Raw genomic sequence first — 22,818 nt, forward strand, 5'->3', positions numbered from 1 at the left:
ATCGCCGATGTAGGCTTATTTACCCATCTTCACTTCGCTGACCCACTTATTGATCAACGCTTTACGCACGTCGGTCGAGCCGTACTTATCCATGTCGTAATTGATAAGTTTCAGGTCGTCGAGCTTCAGCGAGTTAGGAGACGTCTCGGCGGTGGTGTTGGTCAGGATCTGATAGGACTTACCTTTCTTCCACGCCAGTTCCTGGGCATCTTTTGACAGTACCCAGTCAACGAACAGTTTGGCGTTATCGAGGTTGCGCGCGCCTTTCAGAATGCTAACGCCGCCGATCTCATAGCCAGTACCTTCGCACGGTGAAATTAGCTCCAGCGGTGCGCCCTGTTCTTTTTCCAGCGAGTAGTCGTGCAGGAAGCCAATGCCAATCGCCGTTTCGCCACGGGCGGCGTTACGCGCTGGGGCAATGCCTGATTTAGTGTATTGAGAGACGTTGGCGTTGAGCTGTTTCAGGTAGTCAAAGGCCTGATCTTCACCCCACAACTGGGCAAAAGTCGCCAGCGCGGTATAGGCGGTACCGGAGCTTTGCGGGTCAGCAATCTGGATTTCACCTTTGTATTCCGGTTTGGTCAGATCCTTCCAGCATTTTGGCACCGGCAGGTTTTTCTCTTTCAGGCGCTGGGTATTGACGCCAAAGCCCAGAATACCGACGTAAACCGCTGAGGAGAGATTGCCTTTCACCTTCGCGGGATCGCGGAATTTCTCCATGATCTGTTCGAGATTGGGTGATTTATACGGCTGCAGCAGGCCCATTTCCCCGGCCTGGGACTGCGGATCCAGCGTACCGCCGTACCAGACATCCGCCTGTGGATTTTTCTTCTCGGCATCCACTTTCGCCAGCGTACTGCCCGAACCGTTGCGAATGAATGAGGTTTTCACATCATATTTTTCACCGAAGGCTTTGGTTTCGGTTTCGCACATCTCGTTAGTGGCGCTGCAATACACCACCAGACGGCCCTGCGCCTGAGCTGCGTTACTGAAGGCTGCCAGCGTCAGAGCGGAGGCAATTAGTGTAGAGGTAAGCGTCAGTTTCATTGTTTTATCCTTTGACTGAGAGAAGGGGTAATGCCTGCAATGAGCAGTGGCATCAGCAATAAACCCATAAAGACAGCGGCGACCGAGAGCAAACTGAACATTCCCGACCAGCCGTAGTGTTCTATGACCAGCGACAGCGGCCAACCCGCCAGCGCGGCCCCCAGATAGGCGAACAGCCCGAGAAAACCGGTAATTGAACCTGCTGCCGCTTTGTGTCCGCACTCCACTGCCGCGAGGCCAATCAGCATCTGTGGGCCAAACACAAAAAAGCCCACCGTAAAGAAACACATTGCCAGTAGCGCGTAGTGGTGCACCGGCGCCAGCCACAGCGCGGCGACGGAGACCATCAGCCCCAGCGTGAACAGCAAAATCATCGGCGCACGCTGACCGCTGAACAGCAGATCCGATCCCCATCCGGCAAACAGCGCCCCCAGCAAACCGCCAACTTCAAACAGCATCACCGTGGCATTGGCGCTGAGCAGATTCACGCCGTGGCTTTCCGTCAGCCAGATGTTGCCCCAGTCGTTGAGCGCAATGCGGATCAAATAGACCAATACATACGACACGCCGAGCAGCCAGATCATCGGGTTTTTCAGCATGGTGGTACGTAACATTTGCCACAGCCCCATCGGCGGACTTTGCTGTTCCTGACGCAGCTCCAGCGGGTCATGCCGCCATTCCCCAACCGTCGGTAATCCCTCTTCCCGGGGCGTGCCTTTCAGTTGCAGAGTGAGCCAAATGCCTAACGCCATGCTGATAATCCCCGGTGCCAGCATCGCTGCCTGCCAGCCCCACCAGTGGGCGGCAAAGGCGCTAATCAGCGGGATAACTGCCCCACCAATGTTGATCGACATATTCCAGCAGCCCCACCAGAATCCGCGTTCGTTGCGCGAGTACCAGTGGGTCAGTAGTCGGGCGCAGGGCGGCCAGCCCCAACCCTGGAAAAAACCGTTCAGCGTCCAGACCACCAGCAGCAGCGTCAGCGATTCACCAAAGGCGAACAGCACATTCAAAACACCGGTGGCGAAAAGGCCAATGCCCATAAATGCGCGTTGTCCGTGGCTGTCGTGCCACAGTCCGGCGGTAAATTTCGACAGACCATAGGTCAGGTAAAACAGCGACCCCAGCAGACCGATATCGCCTTTATCCAGACCGAGGTCCGTTTGTAGCGCCGGGAGGACGTAGTTAACGCTTTTGCGCGTCAGATAAAACGCTGCGTAACCAATGACCATACACATCAGCAGCCGAGGGCGTAGCGCCCGGTATTGTTGATCTGTTTCGCTGGCTGGGCGTGCGTGCATGGCTGTCTCCGTTTGTGCTGACTATAGGAAAGTGAAAGCAAAAGAGGATGAGAGAAAGTCCAGAGTGGCTAAGACTTTTTCCTGGTTAGCGGCTGATTTGTTGCAAATTTGTGGGCAGGTTAACAATTACCCGCGTGCCACCGTTTGATTCGAGCGTCAGTTCGCCGCCAAGAGCGCTGACCCGCTCACGCATTCCCTGGATACCGAAACCGGGAATTTTTTCCGGCAGAATACCCACGCCGTTGTCAGCGACGTCCAGAAACAAGCGCTGTTCCTGCTGGCGCAGCGTAATCGACACATCGCTGGCATCGGCATGTTTACAGACGTTATTGAGTAACTCCTGCAACAGGCGATACAGCGTGAAGCGCACCGTTTCGTTTTCTGGCGTATTCTCTAGCTGATAATCAAAGCGACAGCGAATACCCCGTTCAGCAAAAGCAAATTCATTCACCAGATGATGTAGTGCATCTTTAAAAGACAGTTCATCGAGCGCGGGTGGGCGCAGCTGGCGCAGCAGCTGGCGGGTGGAGTGGTGAATGCGCCGGGCCAGGTCGTTGATCTGATTTGCCGCCTCAAGCGTTTGCTCGCGACCCGGTGCGCGTTTGACCAATTGTGATTGAATTTGAATGGCGGTGATGTTCTGACCAATTTCGTCGTGCAGTTCCCGCGCCAGGCTTTTGCGCGTGTTTTCTTCGGTGCGGATCAGCTGTTCGGTCAGCGCGCGACGCGCCGCCAGTTCAGTTTCCAGACGCTGGCGATAATGGTGCAGGTTTTGCGCCAGATGCTGCTGGCGGCTGATGGCGATCCCCAGCCCTATGCCGAGCAGCGCCTGGGTGGTGAGGAAAATCTCCAGCTCCAGTAAATTACTGAACCCGACGCCGATTTGCCGGGCGATGGTGATCATCATACTGCCGAGCAATCCGGACAACACGCCGCCCTGCCAGCCAAATTTCCACGCCATCACCACGTTCGGTAAGAACACCACGATCAGCAACAGGCGCTCGATCTCCGGCGACAACACCATCTGGGTGCCGATGCCAATAATAAAAAACAGGCTGCACCAGATGATAAGCGAGGTGCGCAGCGGGGGATTGGTGGTATCCAATCCGAGCAAATGATAGCGGTGCTGCTGGCGCAGAAATTCATAGATCAGATAGACAAACGGCGTCAGCAGCACGCCGCCGGTAAATGACGCCAGGCCAATTAACGTTGCCGGACTTTGGATAAACGGTGAAAGCAGGGCGGTATTGAGCAATGAGGTGATCGTCACCCCGGACAGCAGCAGCGTTAAGCGCTGCCAGTAAAGGGGGAAACGGTGCCAGTATGACTGACCGATGCTTGCCGGAATCAGGCTAATAAACGGCGCGGCCAGCAGGATATAGCCATTCAATAATTGCTCACTGTGCAGCCAGAACAACATCAGCACCGGCGGCACTACCAGCGCGGGCCAGTAACGGCGAGAAAGCAGGATGAGCAGCGCGAGATAGACGCCGTGCGGCAGGAACAGCGCCGCCTGCTGGCCGTTGTGGGTCAGGTAAAACCCCAGCGTCCACAGCATCAGCCAGCCCGATCCCCAGGCCAGCAGAATAAACAGAGAAATAACCCAATGCCGAAGGCTACGCGACATTAATGCCCCGTTAATAGCTGGTGGTCGAGGGCAAAATGCACCAGATCGATGGTGCTGTGGCATTGCAGTTTGCCCAGCACGTTCGCCCGATGAACGTGTACCGTCTTGTGGCTGAGGTCGAGCTTGAAGGCGATCTCTTTTACGCTGTCGCCTTTGACCAACAGCTCAAACACTTCGCGCTCGCGTGGGGTCAGTACTTCCAGTACCTGCGCGGGCTGTTCGCCGCCGCGTAGCGCCCGCAGCGCATCGGCGCACAGGTAATGCCCGCCCATACCGACCGATCGTACCGCCTGCACCAGCTCCTCTGGTCCGCAGCGTTTGGTCAGGTAGCCACTGGCGCCGGCATCCAGCGCACTTTGCACAAACGTGGGTGAGTCATAGATGCTGAGAATGATGGCGCGAAAACCGGGCTTCTGTGCCCGCAGTCGTTTTAACAGGCTCAGACCATTTTCATCCGGCATGGCGATATCCATCACCGCAACGTTGACGTCATCATGCAGAAGTGCAGGCCAGGCCTCCGCTGCGCTGCTGTACTGACCGGTAACGTTGAGATCGTCTTCGAGACTGAGTAATTGCGCAAAGCCGGAACGCACCACCACATGGTCATCCACCAGCACAACATGAATCATGATTTTATTCTCTTGCCTGATAATGGCGTCTATGATGCCGGTCAGCGCCGCGCTGGCAATCATCCAAGTGTAGTTATGTAACGAATGTAACAAAATCGCAATAATTTGCCGGGTGTTGTAGGCCTGATGGCGGCGCAAGCGCCTTATCAGGCCTACGAATTCCATCTGTAATGAGCAAAATCGCTAACTATTGCCGCTTTTTTTCTAAAAACGCTTTGTTCTTAGCCAGAATTTTTAATTCCTTTATCAAATTGTGCCGCAACGAAATACTGCCTCCATAACAAGACAGGGGAGCAGACAATCATGGCTATTTCATCGCGTAACGCACTTCTCGGTGCTCTGGCATTCATCGCATTTCAGGCGCAGGCGGTGAACGTAACCGTCGCTTATCAGACCTCCGCCGAACCCGCCAAAGTGGCGCAGGCGGATAATACTTTTGCCAAAGAGAGCGGCGCTACCGTTGACTGGCGCAAATTCGACAGCGGCGCGAGCATCGTCCGGGCGCTGGCCTCCGGCGACGTGCAGATCGGTAATCTTGGCTCCAGCCCGCTGGCGGTCGCCGCCAGTCAGCAAGTACCCATTGAAGTTTTTCTGCTGGCGTCAAAGCTTGGTAACTCAGAGGCACTAGTGGTGAAGAAAAACATCAGTAAACCGCAAGATTTGATTGGCAAACGCATTGCGGTGCCGTTTATCTCCACCACCCATTACAGCCTGCTGGCGGCGTTGAAACACTGGGGGATTAAACCCGGTCAGGTGGAGATTGTGAACCTGCAACCACCTGCGATTATTGCCGCATGGCAGCGCGGGGATATTGACGGCGCGTACGTCTGGGCTCCTGCGGTCAATGCACTGGAAAAAGACGGCAAGGTGTTAACCGACTCATCGCAGGTTGGTGAGTGGGGCGCACCCACGCTGGACGTGTGGGTGGTACGCAAAGATTTTGCCGAGAAGCATCCTGAGGTGGTGAAAGCCTTTGCCAAAAGCGCTATCGATGCGCAGCAACCTTATATCGCTAATCCCGATGAGTGGCTGAAGCAGCCGGAGAATATCAGCAAATTGTCGCGTTTAAGCGGCGTGCCGGAAGAGGATGTGCCGGGACTGGTGAAAGGTAACACTTACCTGACGCCGCAACAGCAGACTGCCGAACTGACCGGACCGGTGAACAAAGCCATTATCGACACCGCGCAGTTCCTCAAAGAGCAGGGCAAAGTCCCCGCTGTTGCGACGGATTACAGCCAGTATGTGACCGATCGCTTCGTGCAATAAATAAGGAGGCGCTGATGCTGCAAATCTCTCATCTTGCCGCCAGCTACGGTGGAAAACCGGCGCTGGAGGATATCAACCTGACGCTCGATAGCGGTGAGCTGCTGGTGGTACTCGGACCTTCCGGTTGCGGGAAAACCACATTGTTAAATCTGATTGCCGGATTTGTGCCGTATCAGCATGGCAGCATCACGCTGGCGGGTAACAGGGTTGATGGTCCGGGGGCAGATCGCGGGGTCGTGTTCCAGAATGAAGGTCTGCTGCCCTGGCGTAACGTGCAGGCCAACGTGGCTTTTGGTCTGCAGCTGGCGGGGGTGGATAAACCACAGCGTCAGCGTATTGCCCTGGAGATGTTGCAGAAAGTCGGGCTGGAGGACGCGGGAAAACGCTTTATCTGGCAGCTTTCCGGTGGACAGCGGCAGCGCGTCGGCATTGCGCGGGCGCTGGCGGCCAATCCACAGTTGTTGTTGCTGGATGAACCTTTTGGCGCGCTCGACGCCTTTACTCGTGAGCAGATGCAAACCCTGCTGCTGAAGCTGTGGCATGAGACTGGCAAACAGGTGCTGTTGATTACGCACGATATTGAAGAAGCGGTGTTTATGGCGACAGAGCTGGTATTGCTGTCGCCAGGCCCTGGCCGGGTACTGGAGCGTCTGCCGCTGAATTTCGCCCGTCGCTTTGTGGCTGGAGAGTCGAGTCGCAGCATTAAGTCCGATCCGCAGTTTATCGCCATGCGCGAGTACGTGTTAGGTCGAGTCTTTGAACAACGGGAGGCATTTTCATGAGCGTGGTGATTAATGATAAACCCCGTCGCCAGCGCGCGCTCAACTGGCGCTGGCCGTTCTCGCGGCAGATTACCTTAAGCCTTGGTACGTTGGCCGTTATTTTGGCGTTGTGGTGGACGGTGGCGGCGCTGCAGTTAGTCAGTCCGCTGTTTTTACCGCCACCGGGACAGGTTTTACAAAAGCTGATCGTTATTGCCGGTCCGCAGGGATTTATGGATGCCACGCTGTGGCAGCATCTGGCGGCGAGTCTGACACGTATTGTTATCGCGCTGCTGGCGGCGGTGCTACTGGGCGTTCCGGTTGGAATCGCTATGGGGCTGAGTCCGACGATGCGCGGCATTCTCGATCCGATCATTGAGCTGTATCGTCCGGTTCCGCCCCTGGCCTATCTACCGCTGATGGTCATTTGGTTTGGCATCGGTGAAACGTCCAAGATCTTGCTTATCTATCTGGCGATTTTTGCCCCTGTAGCGATGTCGGCGCTGGCGGGAGTGAAAAGTGCGCAGCAGGTGAGAGTGCGCGCCGCGCAATCGCTGGGAGCCAGCCGTGCGCAGGTGCTGTGGTTTGTTATTTTGCCGGGGGCATTACCTGAGATCCTCACCGGATTACGTATCGGACTTGGGGTGGGCTGGTCGACGCTGGTGGCCGCAGAGCTGATTGCCGCCACGCGAGGCTTAGGATTTATGGTCCAGTCTGCCGGTGAGTTTCTGGCAACGGATGTGGTGCTGGCGGGGATCGCGGTGATTGCCGTTATCGCGTTTATTTTAGAACTGGGTCTGCGTGCGCTTCAGCGCCGTCTGACGCCCTGGCATGGAGAAGTACAATGAGTGAACGTCTGAGCATAACCCCGCTGGGGCCGTATATTGGCGCACAAATTTCTGGTGCGGATTTGGCGCGTCCGCTGAGCGATAATCAGTTTGAACAGCTTTATCATGCGGTATTGCGCCACCAGGTGGTGTTTCTGCGCGAGCAGGTTATTACGCCGCAACAACAGCGGGCGCTGGCGCTGCGTTTTGGCGATCTGCATATTCACCCGGTCTATCCGCATGCCGAAGGAGTAGAAGAAATTATCGTGCTGGATACCCATAACGATAATCCGCCGGATAACGACAACTGGCACACCGATGTCACCTTTATCGACACGCCGCCTGCCGGGGCGATTTTAGCGGCGAAAGAGCTGCCATCAACCGGGGGCGACACTCTGTGGACCAGTGGGATTGCCGCTTATGAAGCATTGTCTGAGCCGTTCCGTCAGTTGCTGAGTGGCCTGCGGGCAGAGCATGATTTCCGTAAATCATTTCAGGAATATAAATATCGCAAGACCCCAGAGGAGCACCTGCGCTGGCTGGAGGCCGTCGCTAAACATCCACCGTTGCTGCATCCGGTGGTGCGCACGCATCCGGTGAGCGGGAAGCAGGCGCTGTTCGTGAATGAAGGATTTACCACGCGAATTGTTGATGTCACGGAAAAAGAGAGCGAGGCGTTACTGAGCTTTTTGTTCGCGCATATCACCAAACCGGAGTTTCAGGTGCGCTGGCGCTGGCAGCCCAACGATGTGGCGATTTGGGATAATCGCGTGACGCAGCATTATGCGAATGCGGATTATCTGCCGCAGCGGCGCATTATGCATCGGGCAACGATTCTGGGAGATAAGCCGTTTTATCGGGCGTGATGATTACCGGAGACGCTTCACTTGCCGGGCCTACGACCTGTAGGCCCGGTTAGGCGTTATTAACGCAGAATTTTTTTCTCAGCCAGATCCAGTGCGAAGTAGCTGAAGATCAGATCCGCGCCAGCGCGTTTGATCGACCCTAAGCTTTCCAGCACCACTTTCTCTTCATCTATAGCCCCCGCCAGCGCCGCGAATTTGATCATCGCGTATTCACCGCTGACCTGATAAGCGCCAATCGGCAGCTCGGTGCGCTCGCGGATATCACGCAGAATATCGAGGTATGCGCCAGCCGGTTTGACCATCAGGCAGTCTGCGCCCTGGGCTTCATCCAGCAGCGATTCGCGAATCGCTTCCCGACGGTTCATCGGGTTCATCTGATAGGTTTTACGATCGCCTTTCAGCGCGGTGCCCGCGGCTTCACGGAATGGGCCGTAAAAAGATGAGGCAAACTTAGTGGAGTAGGACATGATAGCGGTATCGGTGAAGCCCGCGGCGTCCAGCGCCTGGCGAATCGCCTGTACCTGACCATCCATTGCGGCGGAAGGCGCGATGAAGTCCGCACCCGCTGCGGCGGCAACCACCGCCTGCTTGCCGAGGTTGGTAAGGGTTAAATCGTTATCCACGCCGTGATCGCATAACACGCCGCAGTGGCCGTGTGAGGTGTATTCGCAGAAGCAGGTGTCGGACATGACGATCATTTCCGGCACGGTCTGTTTGCAGATACGCGACATGCGCGCCACCAGGCCGTCTTCTTTCCAGGCATCGCTACCGGTGTCATCCGTATGGTGGGAAATGCCGAAAGTCATCACCGAGCGGATGCCAGCATTAGCAATGCGTTCAATTTCGCGCGCCAGGTGTTTCTCTGGAATACGCATCACGCCTGGCATGGCGTCGATAGCTTTGTAATCGTCGAGTTCTTCTTCAACAAAGATCGGCAACACCAGGTCATTTAAGCTGAGTGTTGTCTCTTCAAACATAGCGCGCAGCGCGGGAGATTTGCGCAGGCGGCGAGGGCGTTGGATTAGGTCTGTCATGGTATGCCTGATGTTTGTGGAATCGAAGGCCGTAGTATACCCGAACCTGAGGGCGTGTGGTTTACGAAAGTTGGCGTTATATCTGGATTTCCTGTAACGAAGGGATGAATCATTAGCACAATTTATTCACAAGCATAGCAATTTATTTATATTCATTATTTTGTTTATTATTTTTTATTATTTTAAATATCTATGTGTTTGCTTTTATAGCGTGGCGTATAGATTTTGTTTATTTATTAGCTATATATTTGTTTGCGTTCTGATTCATTAGTGAATTGTATGATTTGAATGTTGGGTAGCTTTTAATTGATTGAAAGTGTTGGTTTTTATATTTCTTAAATGGCGTAACTTGGATTTATTACGTTGTCCGTTTTCGGACAACGGGCAAAGAATAATTGAACCTTTCCTTAATGAAACCGCATAATCGTCCCTGCGAAACATAAAATGTTTTCTTTGCATTGATAATTGATGGATCAACTATATTACGTCCCTGAGGAGGGATGACAAATGCACACTTGGAAAAAGAAACTCGTAGTCTCACAATTAGCATTAGCCTGCACTCTGGCAATCACTTCTCAGGCGAATGCTTCTACTTACGATACCTGGACCTACTACGACAATCCCACTACGGCCCTGAACTGGGACAATATGGATGCAGCCGGAACTGTAGATGGTAACTACGTGAATTATAGTGGCTTTGTTTACTATAATAATGCGGCTGGTGATTTTGATCAGTCTTTTAACGGCGATACCGTTAACGGCACGATTTCTACCTATTATCTGAATCATGACTACACTGATGGCGCAGTGAATCAGCTGAATATCAGTAACTCTGTTATTCATGGTTCAATTACATCTATGTTGCCAAGCGGTTACTACGATCGTTTTGATGTTGATGGCAATGGCTTTGGTGGATATGAATTTAACAACACTACCGTTGTTGACGGAAACTGGTATGACGGTGATATTTTTACTCTGAATATTGCTAATTCCACCATTGATGATGATTATGAAGCGTTGTATTTCACCGATTCTTATTTATCTGTTGATGTGACTAAATATACCAATGAAACGTTTGATACCAGCGAAGGTGTTGCGGTTAATCTTGATGTAGAAAGCAATATCAATATTTCCAACAACTCACGTGTTGCTGGCATTGCTCTGTCTCAAGGGAATACTTACAACAACACCTATACGACGGAATCCCATACCTGGGATAACAACATCAACGTCTACAACTCAACTGTAACTTCTGGCTCAGATTACATTCTGGAATCGAATACTGCTTTCTTTGGTAATTCCGATGAGCCAAGTGATTACACTGGTCCGGGCGATGTTGCATTGTCTTTCACCGATAGCTCTTCTTCAGACTATGCAATGAAAAACAATGTGTACTTCAGCGACTCAACGCTGATTGGTGATGTTGCATTTACCAGTAACTGGAATGCCAATTTTGACACTATTGGTCATGATTCCAACGGTGACGGTGTGGCGGATACCAACCTTGGTTGGGCTGACGATAGCCTGAATGTTGATGAACTGAACCTGACTCTTGATAATGGTAGTAAGTGGGTAGGCCAGGCTACTTTCGATGCTAAGACTATCTACCCAGCAAATATGTTTGATGTTGCAACCAATAGTCTGACTCCGGGTGGAACCGCTGAAGCCAATGGTTGGGGACGTGTTGTTGATAATAAAGTCTTCCAGAGCGGTGTGTTCAACGTAGCGCTGAACAACGGTTCTGAGTGGGATACCGTTGGGGATTCATTAGTTGATACTCTGACTGTGAACAATGGTTCTCAGGTTAACGTTTCTGATTCAATGCTGACTTCAGATACTATTGATTTAACCAATAGCTCTTCATTGAATATTGGTGAAGGTGGTCAAGTTGATACAGATCATCTGACAATTAACAGCTATAGTACTGTTAATTTGACCGAGTCCACTGGATGGGCGACGGGTTCTAACCTGTATGCCAATACCATCACTGTAACGAATGGTGGTGTGTTGGATGTTAATGTTGATCAATTTGATACTGAAGTATTCAACACCGATAAACTGGAACTGACCAGCGGCAATTATGCTGATAACAGCAACCATGTTGTTTCTGGTGTATTCAACATCCACAGCAGCGACTATGTTCTGAATGCCGATCTGGTGAACGATCGTACCTGGGATACCACTCAGGCTAACTACGGTTACGGTACTATCGCAATGAACTCTGACGGTCACCTGACCGTTAACGGTAACGGCGATATCAACAATGGCGACGAACTGGATAACAGCTCTGTTGACAACGTTGTTGCGGCATCCGGTAACTACAAAGTGCGTGTCGACAATGCGACCGGCGCTGGCTCCGTTGCTGATTACAAAGGCAAAGAGCTGATCTACGTTAACGATGTGAATACCACTGCCACCTTCTCTGCAGCCAACAAAGCTGACCTCGGTGCTTACACCTATCAGGCACAGCAGCAGGGTAACACCGTTGTTCTGCAGCAGATGGAACTGACAGACTACGCGAACATGGCGCTGAGCATCCCGTCTGCTAACACCAATATCTGGAACCTGGAACAAGACACCGTTGGTACTCGTCTGACTAACGCACGTCATGGTCTGGTTGATAACGGTGGTGCATGGGTAAGCTACTTCGGTGGTAGCTTCGATGCAGATAACGGCACCATTAACTACGATCAGGATGTTAACGGCATCATGGTTGGTGTTGATTCCAAAATTGATGGTAACAACGCTAAGTGGATTGTCGGTGCTGCAGCAGGCTTCGCGAAAGGTGATATGAGCGACCGTACCGGTCAGGTGGATCAGGATAGCCAGACTGCCTACATCTACTCTTCTGCTCGCTTTGACAACAACATCTTTGTTGACGGTAACTTAAGCTACTCCCACTTCAACAACGATCTGTCTGCTAACATGAGCAACGGTCAGTATGTTGATGGCAGCACCTCTTCTGATGCCTGGGGCTTTGGCTTGAAACTGGGTTATGACCTGAAGCTGGGTGACGCAGGCTACGTAACGCCATACGGCAGCGTATCCGGTCTGTTCCAGTCTGGTGATGATTATAAGCTGAGCAACGACATGAAAGTTGACGGTCAGTCTTATGACAGCATGCGCTATGAACTCGGTGTAGATGCAGGTTATACCTTCGCCTATAGCGAAGATCAGGCGCTGACTCCGTACTTCAAACTGGCCTACGTTTACGACGACTCTAACAACGATTCTGACGTAAACGGCGATTCTATCGACAACGGTGTAGAAGGTTCTGCGGTACGTGTTGGACTGGGTACTCAGTTCAGCTTTACCAAAAACTTCAGCGCCTACACCGATGCTAACTATCTTGGTGGTGGTGATGTAGATCAAGACTGGTCTGCAAATGTTGGCGTTAAATATACCTGGTAAGACATCTCTCGTTGTTAAAGAAAAGATAATCTAACTCAGAAAAATGCCCGTCACGGATTTGACGGGCATTTATTGCAAGGAATGCTCAGATGTTGTCTGCAAATAAACCGCTTGTAGAATTTGGTAAGCTTGATAAATGTTTGTCGAAATATGGTAAACACTTTGAGTGTGATAATGATAAAGAAATAATTTATTCCAGTGATATAAACAGTGACGATACCTTTATCATTTTAAATGGTGTAATTTCCCTGAGGCGAGGGGAGAATGTGCTGGTCGGTATTGCACAGGCACCGTTTATTATGGGGCTTTCAGATGGCGTGATGAAAACAGATATACAATACAGATTAATCACGGAAAGCGATTGTACGGGATACCATCTACCTGCCTCACAAACAATTAATATAATTGAAGAGTGCCAACTTTGGCGTGAAGCTTTTTGTTGGTTGGCATGGCAAAATTCCATGCTTGAATTGCGAGATCTGCAGTTGATCGGCAATAACTCCTACGATCAGATTCGCGCGACGCTGATATCCATGATGAAATGGGACGACGTACTGCGTTCGCGTATCGGCGTCATGAACTATATTCACCAACGCACGCGAATTTCCCGCTCGGTTGTCGCTGAGGTTCTCGCGGCTTTGCGTAAAGGTGGTTACATTGAAATGAATAAAGGCAAACTGGTGAGCATTAACCGTTTGCCTTTTGAGTATTAACTCAGGATGCGGGAATAACCTGCGGTTTGTTCCCGCTCAACTCTGCAACCAGATCGTTGATACCGTCACTCATATTAGTAAAACGGGTTAGCGGAGAACGGGTCACCACGATAAACGCCCCGACGTTTTGTTGTGGGATCATCGCCATATAGGTGATGAAACCACCACCGCCGCCGGTTTTTTGAATAATTCCCGGCCGGCCATTCTTCGGCGCCATGTAGACCCAGCCCAAACCAAGCGCATCGGCTCTGCCTGGAACATCCATTCCCACCACTTTAGTTAACTGCGTACGCTGATAAATCAGCGTCTGCATCCGGTCGGCCTGCTGGCTACGATGATAAAAGTCAGAAGAGAGATACTGCTGCATCCAGCGCATCATATCGCCGGGCGTAGAATAGACGCCGCCGCTGCCCATTGCCGCCAGCGTATTGTTACAGGGGCTGGCGCCTTTTTCCGCGACCATCAGGCGTCGGCATTGATCGGGGGACGGGGTAAAGGTGGTGTCTTTCATCCCCAGCGGACGGGTGATTTTTTCTTCAAACAGCTGCGGATAAGGCTTACCAGAGGCCGCTCCCAGCGCATCGGCCAGCAGGTCAAACGCCAGGTTGGAATAAGATGCCTGTGAACCCGGTGCGGCTTTCAACGTGGCAGTAGAGAGATAGCTCCAGCGCTGCTCGCGGGTTGGCCAGACAAACACCGGGCGCTTTGCCGCGCCGCCAGGCTGCTCGCGCGGCAGCGCGCTGGTATGCGTCGCCAGATTCACAAGCGTAATCGGCGTGCCCTGATAAGTCGGCACGCGTGCACCTGGAGGTGCATATTTACTCAATGGATCGTTAAGTTTGACCGTGCCCTGATCGAGCAATTTCACCAGCATTTCGCTGGTCATTAATTTAGTGATTGAGGCAATTCGAATCACGGAATCAAGCTGTGGATGGACGTTGTTACCGGGACGCGTTTCGCCAAAGCTGCGAAATACGCGCTGATTACCATCAATCACCACGAGCGCCATCCCCGTAGCACCACTGCCGTAAAATATATGGTCGGCATAACGATCGACGATATCGGAGGCGAAAACCGGATCGGTTATAGGCTGTGCCGCCTGGACTGATGTCAATGACGCCGCACACAGCGCGGCAGAAAAAAGCAGACTACGTTTCAACGGTGGTGTCCATGAGTTAGAGAAAGTGAAAAAGGATGTCGTGCGTATGCGTATTTATACTACTCATCGGCGTATTGCAAAGCGCTTATCAACCAATGATAGTGGGAAAAACGTAACGATGAGTAAACGTAGGAGTTTCCTGGATTGCGGATGTTCGCTTTTGTGATCTTACGCTGTGATAATCTGCACATACTGGAACGTTGTCGAGTGTGAAAACCACAGAAACAATTCTTCATAACCGAGGTGCGAACTAAGTGCCTCGGTTTTGGTCACAATTGTCGGTTTCAGCTTGTGTTTTTGGGCGTAAGCCGTCTGGCCTCCGCACTCCACGGTGGCAAATGCACAGCAGTCGTCATAACGATAAGAAGTTAGCAGGAGAGCACTATGTTTAAGTCTTTTTTCCCAAAGCCGGGGCCGTTCTTTATTTCGGCATTTATTTGGGCACTTGTCGCCGTTGTATTCTGGCAAGCAGGTGGGGGAGCCTGGGTTGCACATATTACCGGCGCGTCGGGAGACGTACCTATTAGCGCAGCGCGTTTCTGGTCGTTGGATTATCTGATTTTTTATGCGTACTACATTATTTGTGTCGGGGTGTTCGCGCTGTTCTGGTTTCTCTACAGCCCACACCGCTGGCAGTACTGGTCTATTCTGGGCACATCGCTGATTATTTTTGTGACCTGGTTTCTGGTTGAAGTCGGCGTCGCTGTCAACGCCTGGTACGCGCCATTTTATGACCTAATTCAAACTGCGCTCAGCACACCACACAAGGTGAAGATTGAGCAGTTCTATCATGAGGTTGGCATTTTTCTCGGCATTGCGCTGATAGCCGTGGTCATTGGCGTGATGAACAACTTCTTCGTCAGCCACTACGTATTCCGCTGGCGTACCGCGATGAACGAACACTATATGGCGCACTGGCAGCATTTGCGTCACATCGAAGGCGCAGCGCAGCGTGTGCAGGAAGACACCATGCGTTTTGCTTCTACGCTGGAAGATATGGGCGTCAGCTTTATCAACGCGATTATGACGCTGATTGCCTTCCTGCCTGTACTGGTTACGCTCTCTGCCCATGTTCCTGACCTGCCGATTGTTGGACATGTGCCTTATGGCCTGGTGATTGCCGCGATTGTCTGGTCGCTGATGGGAACCGGTTTGCTGGCCGTGGTCGGGATAAAACTTCCAGGGCTGGAGTTTAAAAACCAGCGCGTGGAAGCGGCCTATCGTAAAGAACTGGTCTATGGCGAAGATGATGGCAACCGTGCGACGCCACCGACGGTGCGTGAACTGTTTCATGCGGTACGCCAAAATTACTTCCGTCTCTATTTTCACTATATGTACTTCAATATCGCCCGTATTCTTTACCTGCAGGTTGATAACGTTTTCGGTTTGTTCCTGCTGTTTCCATCGATTGTTGCCGGTACGATTACGCTCGGCCTGATGACGCAAATCACCAACGTGTTTGGACAGGTGCGCGGCTCGTTCCAGTATCTGATTAACTCCTGGACAACGTTAGTGGAACTGATGTCTATTTATAAGCGTCTGCGCAGCTTTGAACGAGAGCTTGATGGTCAGGATATTCAGGAAGTTACCCATACACTGAGTTAATAATAAGGAGATGTTATGTCGACGGTTTCCCGTCTTTACCCCTTGTCTGGTCTGGCAGCACTGGTGCTGGTGGGATGTAGTAGCCAACCCGCGCAGCCGCTAAAAAAGGGGGAGAAAGCCGTCGATGTGGCGAGCGTGGTGCGCCAGAAAATGCCCGCCAGCGTGAAAGACCGGGACGCATGGGCGCAGGATTTGGCAAAGACTTTTGAAAGCCAGAAGCTGGCGCCGACGGTTGAAAATATCTGTTCGGTGCTGGCGGTCGCGCAACAGGAGTCAAATTACCAGGCGGATCCAGCCGTGCCGAACTTAAGTAAAATCGCCTGGAAAGAGATCGATCGTCGTGCCGAGCGTATGCACATCCCGCTATTTGTGGTGCATACCGCGCTGAAGATTAACTCGCCAACGGGGAAAAGCTACAGCGAGCGCCTGGATACGGTGAAAACCGAAAAACAGCTTAGCGCGATCTTTGATGATTTTATCAACATGGTACCGATGGGGCAGACGTTATTTGGTTCGCTTAATCCGGTGCATACCGGTGGGCCGATGCAGGTTAGCATCGCCTTTGCTGAGCAGCATGCCAGCGGCTACCCGTGGAAAATGGCGGGAACCGTGCGCCAGGAAGTATTTAGCCGCCGCGGTGGGCTGTGGTTCGGTACGTATCATCTGCTTAACTACCCGGCGAATTACAGTGCGCCAATTTTCCGCTTCGCCGATTTCAATGCCGGGTGGTATGCCAGCCGCAATGCAGCTTTCCAGAATGCGGTCAGTAAAGCCAGCGGCGTGAAGCTGGCGATGGACGGTGATTTAATTCTCTATGGCAGCAGCGAGCCGGGCAAAACGGAGCTGGCGGTACGTAAACTGGCCGGGAAGCTGGACATGAGCGAGAGTGAGATCCGCCGTCAGCTGCAAAAAGGCGACAGTCTGGCCTTTGAAGAGACCGCGCTGTACGAGAAAGTCTATAAGCTGGCGGAAGCGAAGGCCGGGAAAACGCTTCCCCGTGAGATGCTGCCTGGCATTCAACTGGAAAGCCCGAAGATCACACGTAACCTGACTACCGCGTGGTTTGCTAAACGCGTGGACGATCGTCGGGCGAAATGTATGGGTCAGTCATCGTTATGATGACGGCGGCGCCAGCGCGCGAATGCTGCGATGGCGCCAAGAATCAGGCTTCCGGCGAGAAAAGGGACCAGTCCAAAAAGGGTTCCGACGCCCAGGCCGATTTCAACTCGCGGGCGCCCTGTCTCTTGCATTTGCAACTGCATCAACTGCTCATAGATGCCGGGAGCGTGGGCCAACAGATTTAAAATCTGCGCGCCTGCCCAGAAGCAAAACAGCACAAATACGGCATACGCAATGTTGCCGGGCAGGGAGGAGGGGTCCCGATGCTTGCCCTTAAACAGGGATTTTGAGAGCGTAAAATCAGCCATAAAGACCTCCGGAAATAACCTGCTTTTTTTGACGTAATGCCTGTAACTGAAAGTGAGTCTGACAGGTGATCGGCAATGTCAATATCAGAATGATGGTAATTTCAGGTAGAGATTATTCCTGGATTTAGTTTTTTTGCTTATCGTCACAATTACGCAATCTTAAGTGAAATTAATTTACATTTCAGAAATTCCGCACAGGCCACAGACGTGTATGAGGAAATGTGCGAGGATGCGTTTTCATGTTGTATATCCACCGGAGCCGTTATGAACCTGCCTGTTAAAATCCGCCGAGACTGGCACTATTATGCCTTCGCTATTGGGCTTATCTTTATTCTCAACGGCGTGGTGGGCTTACTCGGTTTTGAAGCGCAGGGGTGGCAAACCTATGCGGTGGGGCTGGTGACCTGGGTGATTAGCTTTTGGCTGGCCGGATTAATCATCCGTCGCCGCGTTGAAGATGATGAAGTAAAGGATGCCCAATAGCTATATCAGGCATCCTGGCGGGTTTACATACTGGTTTTCAGCGCGCTATCCGCAGCATGGCGTTCCAGCGCCAGTTCGATCAGGCGAGTGATCAAATCGGTATAGCCTAAACCGCTCGCCTGCCACAGCTTCGGATACATACTGATATTGGTAAAGCCTGGCAGCGTGTTGATCTCATTGATCACAACGTTGTTTTCAGCAGTTAAGAAAACGTCCACGCGCGCCATGCCGGCACAGCCCAGTGTCTGGTAGGCCTGAATGGCGATTTCGCGGATCTTGTCGTTAATCTCTGGTGCAATTGCTGCCGGAACGACAACTGTGGCACCGTTATCGTCAATGTATTTAGTGTCGTAAGCGTAAAAATCGCTGTTCAGCACAATCTCTCCACAGGTACTGGCCTGCGGATGATCGTTGCCCAGTACCGCACATTCGATCTCGCGGCCTTTGATCCCTTGCTCCACCACGACTTTATGATCGAATTCAAATGCCAGCGCAACGGCCTGATCGTATTGGGCTTCGCTGGTTACTTTGCTGACGCCAACGGACGATCCCTGGTTGGCCGGTTTTACAAACAACGGCAGACCCAGGCGGGATTCCACTTCGCTAAAGCTGATGCTGTTGCGATTGGCGCGAGTGAGCGTAATAAATGGCGCGATGTTTAATCCGGCATCACGCAGCAGACGTTTGGTCACGTCTTTATCCATACAGGCCGCAGAACCCAGCACATCAGAACCTACGAACGGTAGGTTTGCCACGCGCAGCATGCCCTGCAGAGAGCCATCTTCACCCAGAGTGCCATGTACGATCGGGAAAATAACATCGACCGTCGGCAGCGGTTGACCGTTTTGTGCATCGATCAACTGGTGCGCTTGTTTACCCGGTACCTGCGCCAGGCTGGTCTCAGAAGGTCGCAACGCAATATGCGCCGGGTCGTCTGAATTGAGCAGATAATTACTGGCATCGCTGACGTGCCATTGCCCTTGTTTATCAATACCTAACAGCACAACGTCAAAGCGAGTCTTGTCGATGGCATCGACAATATTTTTTGCCGATTGCAATGACACTTCATGTTCCGCTGATTTACCACCAAATACGATTCCTACCCGCAACTTTGCCATCTTAAAAACCCATTCCATGAATGCAAAGCACATACATTACCACGACAAAACGCAGGTTTCCTCGGCTTCTGGCAGATTGTTTTGGCTGACGACAGGGGAATAGAACAGAACAAACAAACGGCCCGCACGCGAAGCATAATCCCCTGCTTATATTATGGGTTTGATGTGAGCTGTATCACAAATATGATGAGCGGGAAGATAAAATACTAAACTGTGATTTATCGCACCTGTGGACCCTTATTCAGCTAAGTAATTTGTTAAGCTGCTCGCAGTTTTCAGCTACTTATCGTTATGAGTCCTTATGGAATCCTGGAGAGTTAACCTTATTTCCGTTTGGTTCGGGTGCTTTTTTACCGGACTGGCGATTAGCCAAATCTTGCCTTTTTTACCACTCTATATCTCCCAACTGGGCGTTACTTCGCATGAAGCGCTCTCAATGTGGTCCGGATTAACGTTCAGCGTCACCTTCCTGATTTCAGCTATTGTCTCTCCAATGTGGGGCAGTTTAGCCGACCGCAAAGGACGCAAGCTAATGCTGCTGCGGGCCTCACTGGGTATGGCCATTGCGATTTTGCTACAGGCATTTGCTACTAACGTCTGGCAGCTTTTTCTGCTGCGCGGGGTGATGGGGTTAACCTCCGGTTATATTCCTAATGCGATGGCGCTGGTCGCGTCACAGGTTCCGCGTGAACGCAGCGGTTGGGCGCTGAGTACGCTGTCGACGGCGCAAATTAGCGGTGTCATTGGTGGACCGTTAATGGGGGGCTTTATTGCCGATCACGTTGGCTTACGGGCGGTATTCTGTATTACCGCCGCTTTGCTGGTGGTGAGTTTTCTGGTCACACTGTTTTTGATCAAAGAGGGCGTTCGTCCGACGATTAAAAAAAGCGAACGTCTGAGTGGGAAGGCCGTATTTGCCTCGCTTTCACATCCGGCGCTGGTGATCAGCCTGTTTTTTACCACCATGGTGATTCAACTGTGTAACGGTTCAATTGGGCCAATTCTGGCGCTGTTTATTAAATCAATGGTCCCAGATAGTTCGAATATTGCCTTTCTCAGCGGGCTGATAGCCTCAGTACCGGGCATTTCTGCTCTGATTTCCGCGCCTCGACTTGGTAAATTAGGCGACCGTATTGGTACTGAGCGGATTTTAATGGCGACGTTAATCTTCGCGGTGGTGCTGTTTTTCGCTATGTCGTGGGTCACCACGCCGTTGCAGTTGGGAGTTCTCCGTTTTCTGCTTGGCTTTGCCGACGGTGCGATGTTGCCGGCGGTGCAGACGCTGTTAGTGAAATACTCCAGCGACCAGATAACCGGGCGCATCTTTGGTTATAACCAGTCATTTATGTATCTCGGCAACGTCGCCGGGCCATTAATGGGGGCGACGGTTTCGGCAATGGCGGGGTTCCGTTGGGTGTTCATTGCTACAGCAAGCATTGTGCTTATCAATATCTGGCAATTGGCTATTGCGTTGCGACGTCGGCGCGGGGGGCGTTGAGCTCCTGATTAACAACGCTGCCTGTCAGCGTTGTTAATCCATAATTGTGTATTGTATATTTGTGTGATTATTAATTTTCTTACCTTTTTATATTGAATCATTCTGCGTCAAGACGCATTTACCCTTATTTTGTGTTGTGATTGTTTTCGCAAATCGTTTTATTACTTATAAAAATACAACTTTCATCCTCTAGGCAGTCGTGAGCCTTAATGATAACGTGACCCATATTTTGTTAAGGGAATAGGCAAATGAAAAACCTCGTCACTGAGTTGTTACTTAAACTCGCGCAAAAAGAAGAAGAGTCGCAAGATCTGGCGGTACAGGTCGAAACGTTAGAGCGGGTAATCATCGAAATGCTGCGCAATATGGCGTGGAACGATCGGCAAATATTTATTCGTCAAATTGAGGGGGCGCTGGCTGATGTAAACCGCATGCCCGCGTTTCTCACGAACATACATAACGCTTGCGAGATCGTACCAAAAGCGTTTTGAACCATCTGTGGCGGGGCACCCACAAATTATCATAAAAGTGTCACATCAAATACTTATAGTCGCTTTGTTTTAATTTTACCGTATTTATACATGGAGAATATAAAGTGAAACAAAGCGCACTCGCTATTGCCCTGTTACCTTTGCTGTTTACCCCGGTTATTAATGCAGAAACATCTACTGTAGCGGTTTTGGATAATCGTGCCGCTCAAGGTGATATCTCCACGCCGGGTGGCGCTCGCCGATTGTCTGCCGACCAAACCGCGGCTCTGCGCGAATCGCTGAACGACAAACCGGCCAAAAATATTATTTTACTGATTGGCGATGGGATGGGTGATTCCGAAATAACGGCAGCGCGAAATTATGCTGAAGGCGCGGGCGGCTTTTTTAAAGGTATTGATGCTTTACCGTTGACCGGACAATACACACATTATGCGTTGGATAAGAAAACCGGCAAGCCCGATTATGTGACAGATTCTGCAGCATCGGCGACGGCGTGGACGACCGGTGTTAAAACTTACAATGGTGCCCTGGGCGTTGATATTCATGAGAAAGATCACGCTACTATTCTGGAAATGGCCAAAGCGGCGGGTCTGGCGACAGGTAACGTTTCCACGGCTGAATTGCAGGATGCCACGCCTGCCGCACTGGTTGCCCATGTCACTTCGCGTAAATGCTATGGCCCGAGCGTGACGGCTGAAAAATGCCCGACGAACGCGCTGGAAAAAGGCGGTAAAGGGTCGATTACCGAACAATTATTGAATGCCCGTGCGGATGTTACGTTAGGTGGCGGGGCAAAAACTTTTACTGAAACAGCTACGGCAGGTGAGTGGCAGGGTAAAACGCTGCGTGAACAAGCACAGGCCCGTGGTTACCAGATGGTGAGTGATACCGCGACGCTGGCGGCGATTACCGAAGCGAATCAGGATAAACCGCTGTTGGGTCTGTTCTCTGACGGTAATATGCCAGTGCGTTGGGAAGGCCCGAAAGCGTCTTATCACGGAAATCTGGATAAGCCGGTAGTGACCTGCACGCCAAATCCAAAACGTAACGACAGCGTGCCGACTCTGGCACAGATGACGGATAAAGCGATTGAGCTGTTAAGCAAAAATGAGAAAGGCTTCTTCCTGCAAGTGGAAGGCGCGTCAATCGACAAACAAGATCACGCCGCTAACCCGTGTGGACAAATTGGTGAAACTGTCGATCTGGATGAAGCGGTGCAGCGTGCGCTTGCTTTTGCGAAGAAAGATGGCAACACCCTGGTCGTGGTAACCGCTGACCACGCGCATGCCAGCCAGATAGTCGCACCGGATACTAAAGCACCCGGTTTAACGCAAGCGCTGAACACCAAAGATGGTGCGGTGATGGTCATTAGCTATGGCAACTCTGAAGAAGAGTCCCAGGAGCACACCGGCAGCCAACTGCGTATTGCAGCCTATGGCCCTCATGCGGCGAATGTGGTTGGCCTGACCGATCAAACCGACCTGTTCTACACCATGAAAGCGGCGTTAGGACTGAAATAACCCGACGCCCGGCGGCAATACTTTTGCCGTCGGGT

At 51.7% G+C, this 22,818-nt stretch carries 20 protein-coding genes; 12 read left to right on the forward strand and 8 right to left on the reverse strand.

Annotated features, from left to right (window positions below):
- Window positions 1-15 precede the first annotated feature (15 nt).
- The 4 genes from OGV89_RS17360 to OGV89_RS17375 all read right to left on the reverse strand — a co-directional run bounded on the left by OGV89_RS17360 (window position 16) and on the right by OGV89_RS17375 (window position 4,604).
- On the reverse strand, window positions 16-1,047 hold the full coding sequence (locus tag OGV89_RS17360; RefSeq protein WP_003021397.1) for an ABC transporter substrate-binding protein: 1,032 nt from the start codon (window positions 1,045-1,047) through the stop codon (window positions 16-18).
- Window positions 1,044-2,348, reverse strand: a complete 1,305-nt coding sequence (gene uhpC / locus OGV89_RS17365) for an MFS transporter family glucose-6-phosphate receptor UhpC (protein WP_044714438.1) — start codon at window positions 2,346-2,348, stop codon at window positions 1,044-1,046. Before uhpC ends, OGV89_RS17360 begins: the two co-directional genes overlap by 4 nt.
- 85 nt (window positions 2,349-2,433) lie before the next feature.
- The gene (locus OGV89_RS17370; protein WP_286559033.1) at window positions 2,434-3,975 is read right to left on the reverse strand and encodes an MASE1 domain-containing sensor histidine kinase; all 1,542 of its coding nucleotides are present in this window, start codon (window positions 3,973-3,975) and stop codon (window positions 2,434-2,436) included.
- Window positions 3,975-4,604 (reverse strand): response regulator transcription factor, encoded by a 630-nt coding sequence (locus tag OGV89_RS17375; protein ID WP_003021406.1) that lies wholly within the window; start codon window positions 4,602-4,604, stop codon window positions 3,975-3,977. Before OGV89_RS17375 ends, OGV89_RS17370 begins: the two co-directional genes overlap by 1 nt.
- 303 nt (window positions 4,605-4,907) lie before the next feature.
- Between OGV89_RS17375 and tauA the strand changes: the two genes are divergently transcribed.
- Genes tauA through tauD form a run of 4 tightly spaced genes read left to right on the forward strand, consistent with a single transcriptional unit; the run spans window position 4,908 to window position 8,324 of the window.
- Window positions 4,908-5,870 carry a taurine ABC transporter substrate-binding protein gene (tauA, locus tag OGV89_RS17380; protein WP_196005417.1) on the forward strand — a complete coding sequence of 321 codons (963 nt, stop codon included), beginning with the start codon at window positions 4,908-4,910 and terminating at the stop codon, window positions 5,868-5,870.
- Window positions 5,871-5,884: 14 nt separating this feature from the next.
- The gene (gene tauB, locus OGV89_RS17385) at window positions 5,885-6,652 is read left to right on the forward strand and encodes a taurine ABC transporter ATP-binding subunit (RefSeq protein WP_003847641.1); all 768 of its coding nucleotides are present in this window, start codon (window positions 5,885-5,887) and stop codon (window positions 6,650-6,652) included.
- Window positions 6,649-7,479, forward strand: coding sequence for a taurine ABC transporter permease TauC (gene tauC, locus OGV89_RS17390; protein WP_003021414.1), 831 nt, complete (start codon window positions 6,649-6,651; stop codon window positions 7,477-7,479). The genes tauB and tauC overlap by 4 nt, the downstream gene beginning before the upstream one ends.
- Window positions 7,476-8,324, forward strand: a complete 849-nt coding sequence (tauD, locus tag OGV89_RS17395) for a taurine dioxygenase (protein WP_003021417.1) — start codon at window positions 7,476-7,478, stop codon at window positions 8,322-8,324. The genes tauC and tauD overlap by 4 nt, the downstream gene beginning before the upstream one ends.
- Before the next feature lie 59 nt (window positions 8,325-8,383).
- On the opposite strand, the gene hemB is transcribed toward tauD, so the two are convergent.
- Window positions 8,384-9,358 carry a porphobilinogen synthase gene (gene hemB / locus OGV89_RS17400; protein WP_003021420.1) on the reverse strand — a complete coding sequence of 325 codons (975 nt, stop codon included), beginning with the start codon at window positions 9,356-9,358 and terminating at the stop codon, window positions 8,384-8,386.
- Between the two features lie 507 nt (window positions 9,359-9,865).
- Here hemB and OGV89_RS17405 point away from each other — a divergent pair.
- Both OGV89_RS17405 and iprA read left to right on the forward strand, forming a co-directional pair.
- Complete coding sequence (locus OGV89_RS17405; protein ID WP_286559036.1) at window positions 9,866-12,769, forward strand: autotransporter YaiT-related protein; 2,904 nt, start codon at window positions 9,866-9,868, stop codon at window positions 12,767-12,769.
- 89 nt (window positions 12,770-12,858) lie between these two features.
- The gene (gene iprA, locus OGV89_RS17410) at window positions 12,859-13,482 is read left to right on the forward strand and encodes a hydrogen peroxide resistance inhibitor IprA (protein ID WP_003847633.1); all 624 of its coding nucleotides are present in this window, start codon (window positions 12,859-12,861) and stop codon (window positions 13,480-13,482) included.
- A gap of 1 nt (window position 13,483) precedes the next feature.
- Here the strand turns inward: iprA and ampH are convergent, their stop codons facing one another.
- Window positions 13,484-14,641 carry a D-alanyl-D-alanine-carboxypeptidase/endopeptidase AmpH gene (gene ampH / locus OGV89_RS17415; protein WP_003021428.1) on the reverse strand — a complete coding sequence of 386 codons (1,158 nt, stop codon included), beginning with the start codon at window positions 14,639-14,641 and terminating at the stop codon, window positions 13,484-13,486.
- Window positions 14,642-15,025: 384 nt separating this feature from the next.
- Here ampH and sbmA point away from each other — a divergent pair, with 384 nt between their 5' ends.
- Window positions 15,026-16,246: a peptide antibiotic transporter SbmA gene (sbmA, locus tag OGV89_RS17420; RefSeq protein WP_200002978.1), complete on the forward strand. Its 1,221-nt coding sequence runs from the start codon at window positions 15,026-15,028 to the stop codon at window positions 16,244-16,246.
- A gap of 15 nt (window positions 16,247-16,261) precedes the next feature.
- Window positions 16,262-17,365, forward strand: a complete 1,104-nt coding sequence (locus tag OGV89_RS17425) for a DUF1615 domain-containing protein (protein WP_003847631.1) — start codon at window positions 16,262-16,264, stop codon at window positions 17,363-17,365.
- Here the strand turns inward: OGV89_RS17425 and OGV89_RS17430 are convergent.
- The gene (locus OGV89_RS17430; protein WP_003021437.1) at window positions 17,350-17,673 is read right to left on the reverse strand and encodes a DUF2755 family protein; all 324 of its coding nucleotides are present in this window, start codon (window positions 17,671-17,673) and stop codon (window positions 17,350-17,352) included. The genes OGV89_RS17425 and OGV89_RS17430 overlap by 16 nt on opposite strands.
- A 264-nt stretch (window positions 17,674-17,937) precedes the next feature.
- Here OGV89_RS17430 and OGV89_RS17435 point away from each other — a divergent pair, with 264 nt between their 5' ends.
- Entirely contained in the window at window positions 17,938-18,156 is a 219-nt protein-coding gene (locus OGV89_RS17435) for a DUF2754 domain-containing protein (protein ID WP_003021440.1), read from the forward strand.
- Window positions 18,157-18,179: 23 nt separating this feature from the next.
- Here the strand turns inward: OGV89_RS17435 and ddlA are convergent, their stop codons facing one another.
- A complete protein-coding gene (gene ddlA / locus OGV89_RS17440; RefSeq protein ID WP_003021442.1) occupies window positions 18,180-19,274 on the reverse strand; it encodes a D-alanine--D-alanine ligase in 1,095 nt (364 codons plus the stop codon).
- Window positions 19,275-19,575: 301 nt separating this feature from the next.
- On the opposite strand from ddlA, the gene OGV89_RS17445 reads away from it, so the two are divergent.
- From OGV89_RS17445 to phoA, 3 genes are all read left to right on the forward strand, one after another.
- A complete protein-coding gene (locus OGV89_RS17445) occupies window positions 19,576-20,772 on the forward strand; it encodes a multidrug efflux MFS transporter (protein WP_003021445.1) in 1,197 nt (398 codons plus the stop codon).
- Between the two features lie 248 nt (window positions 20,773-21,020).
- Window positions 21,021-21,263, forward strand: a complete 243-nt coding sequence (locus OGV89_RS17450; protein ID WP_003021448.1) for a sigma-S stabilization anti-adapter protein IraP — start codon at window positions 21,021-21,023, stop codon at window positions 21,261-21,263.
- A 104-nt stretch (window positions 21,264-21,367) separates the two neighbouring features.
- Window positions 21,368-22,783 (forward strand): alkaline phosphatase, encoded by a 1,416-nt coding sequence (phoA, locus tag OGV89_RS17455; RefSeq protein WP_003021451.1) that lies wholly within the window; start codon window positions 21,368-21,370, stop codon window positions 22,781-22,783.
- Window positions 22,784-22,818 lie beyond the last annotated feature (35 nt).

Source organism: Citrobacter sp. Cf125 (genome assembly GCF_030333935.1).
Taxonomy (GTDB): domain Bacteria; phylum Pseudomonadota; class Gammaproteobacteria; order Enterobacterales; family Enterobacteriaceae; genus Citrobacter; species Citrobacter freundii.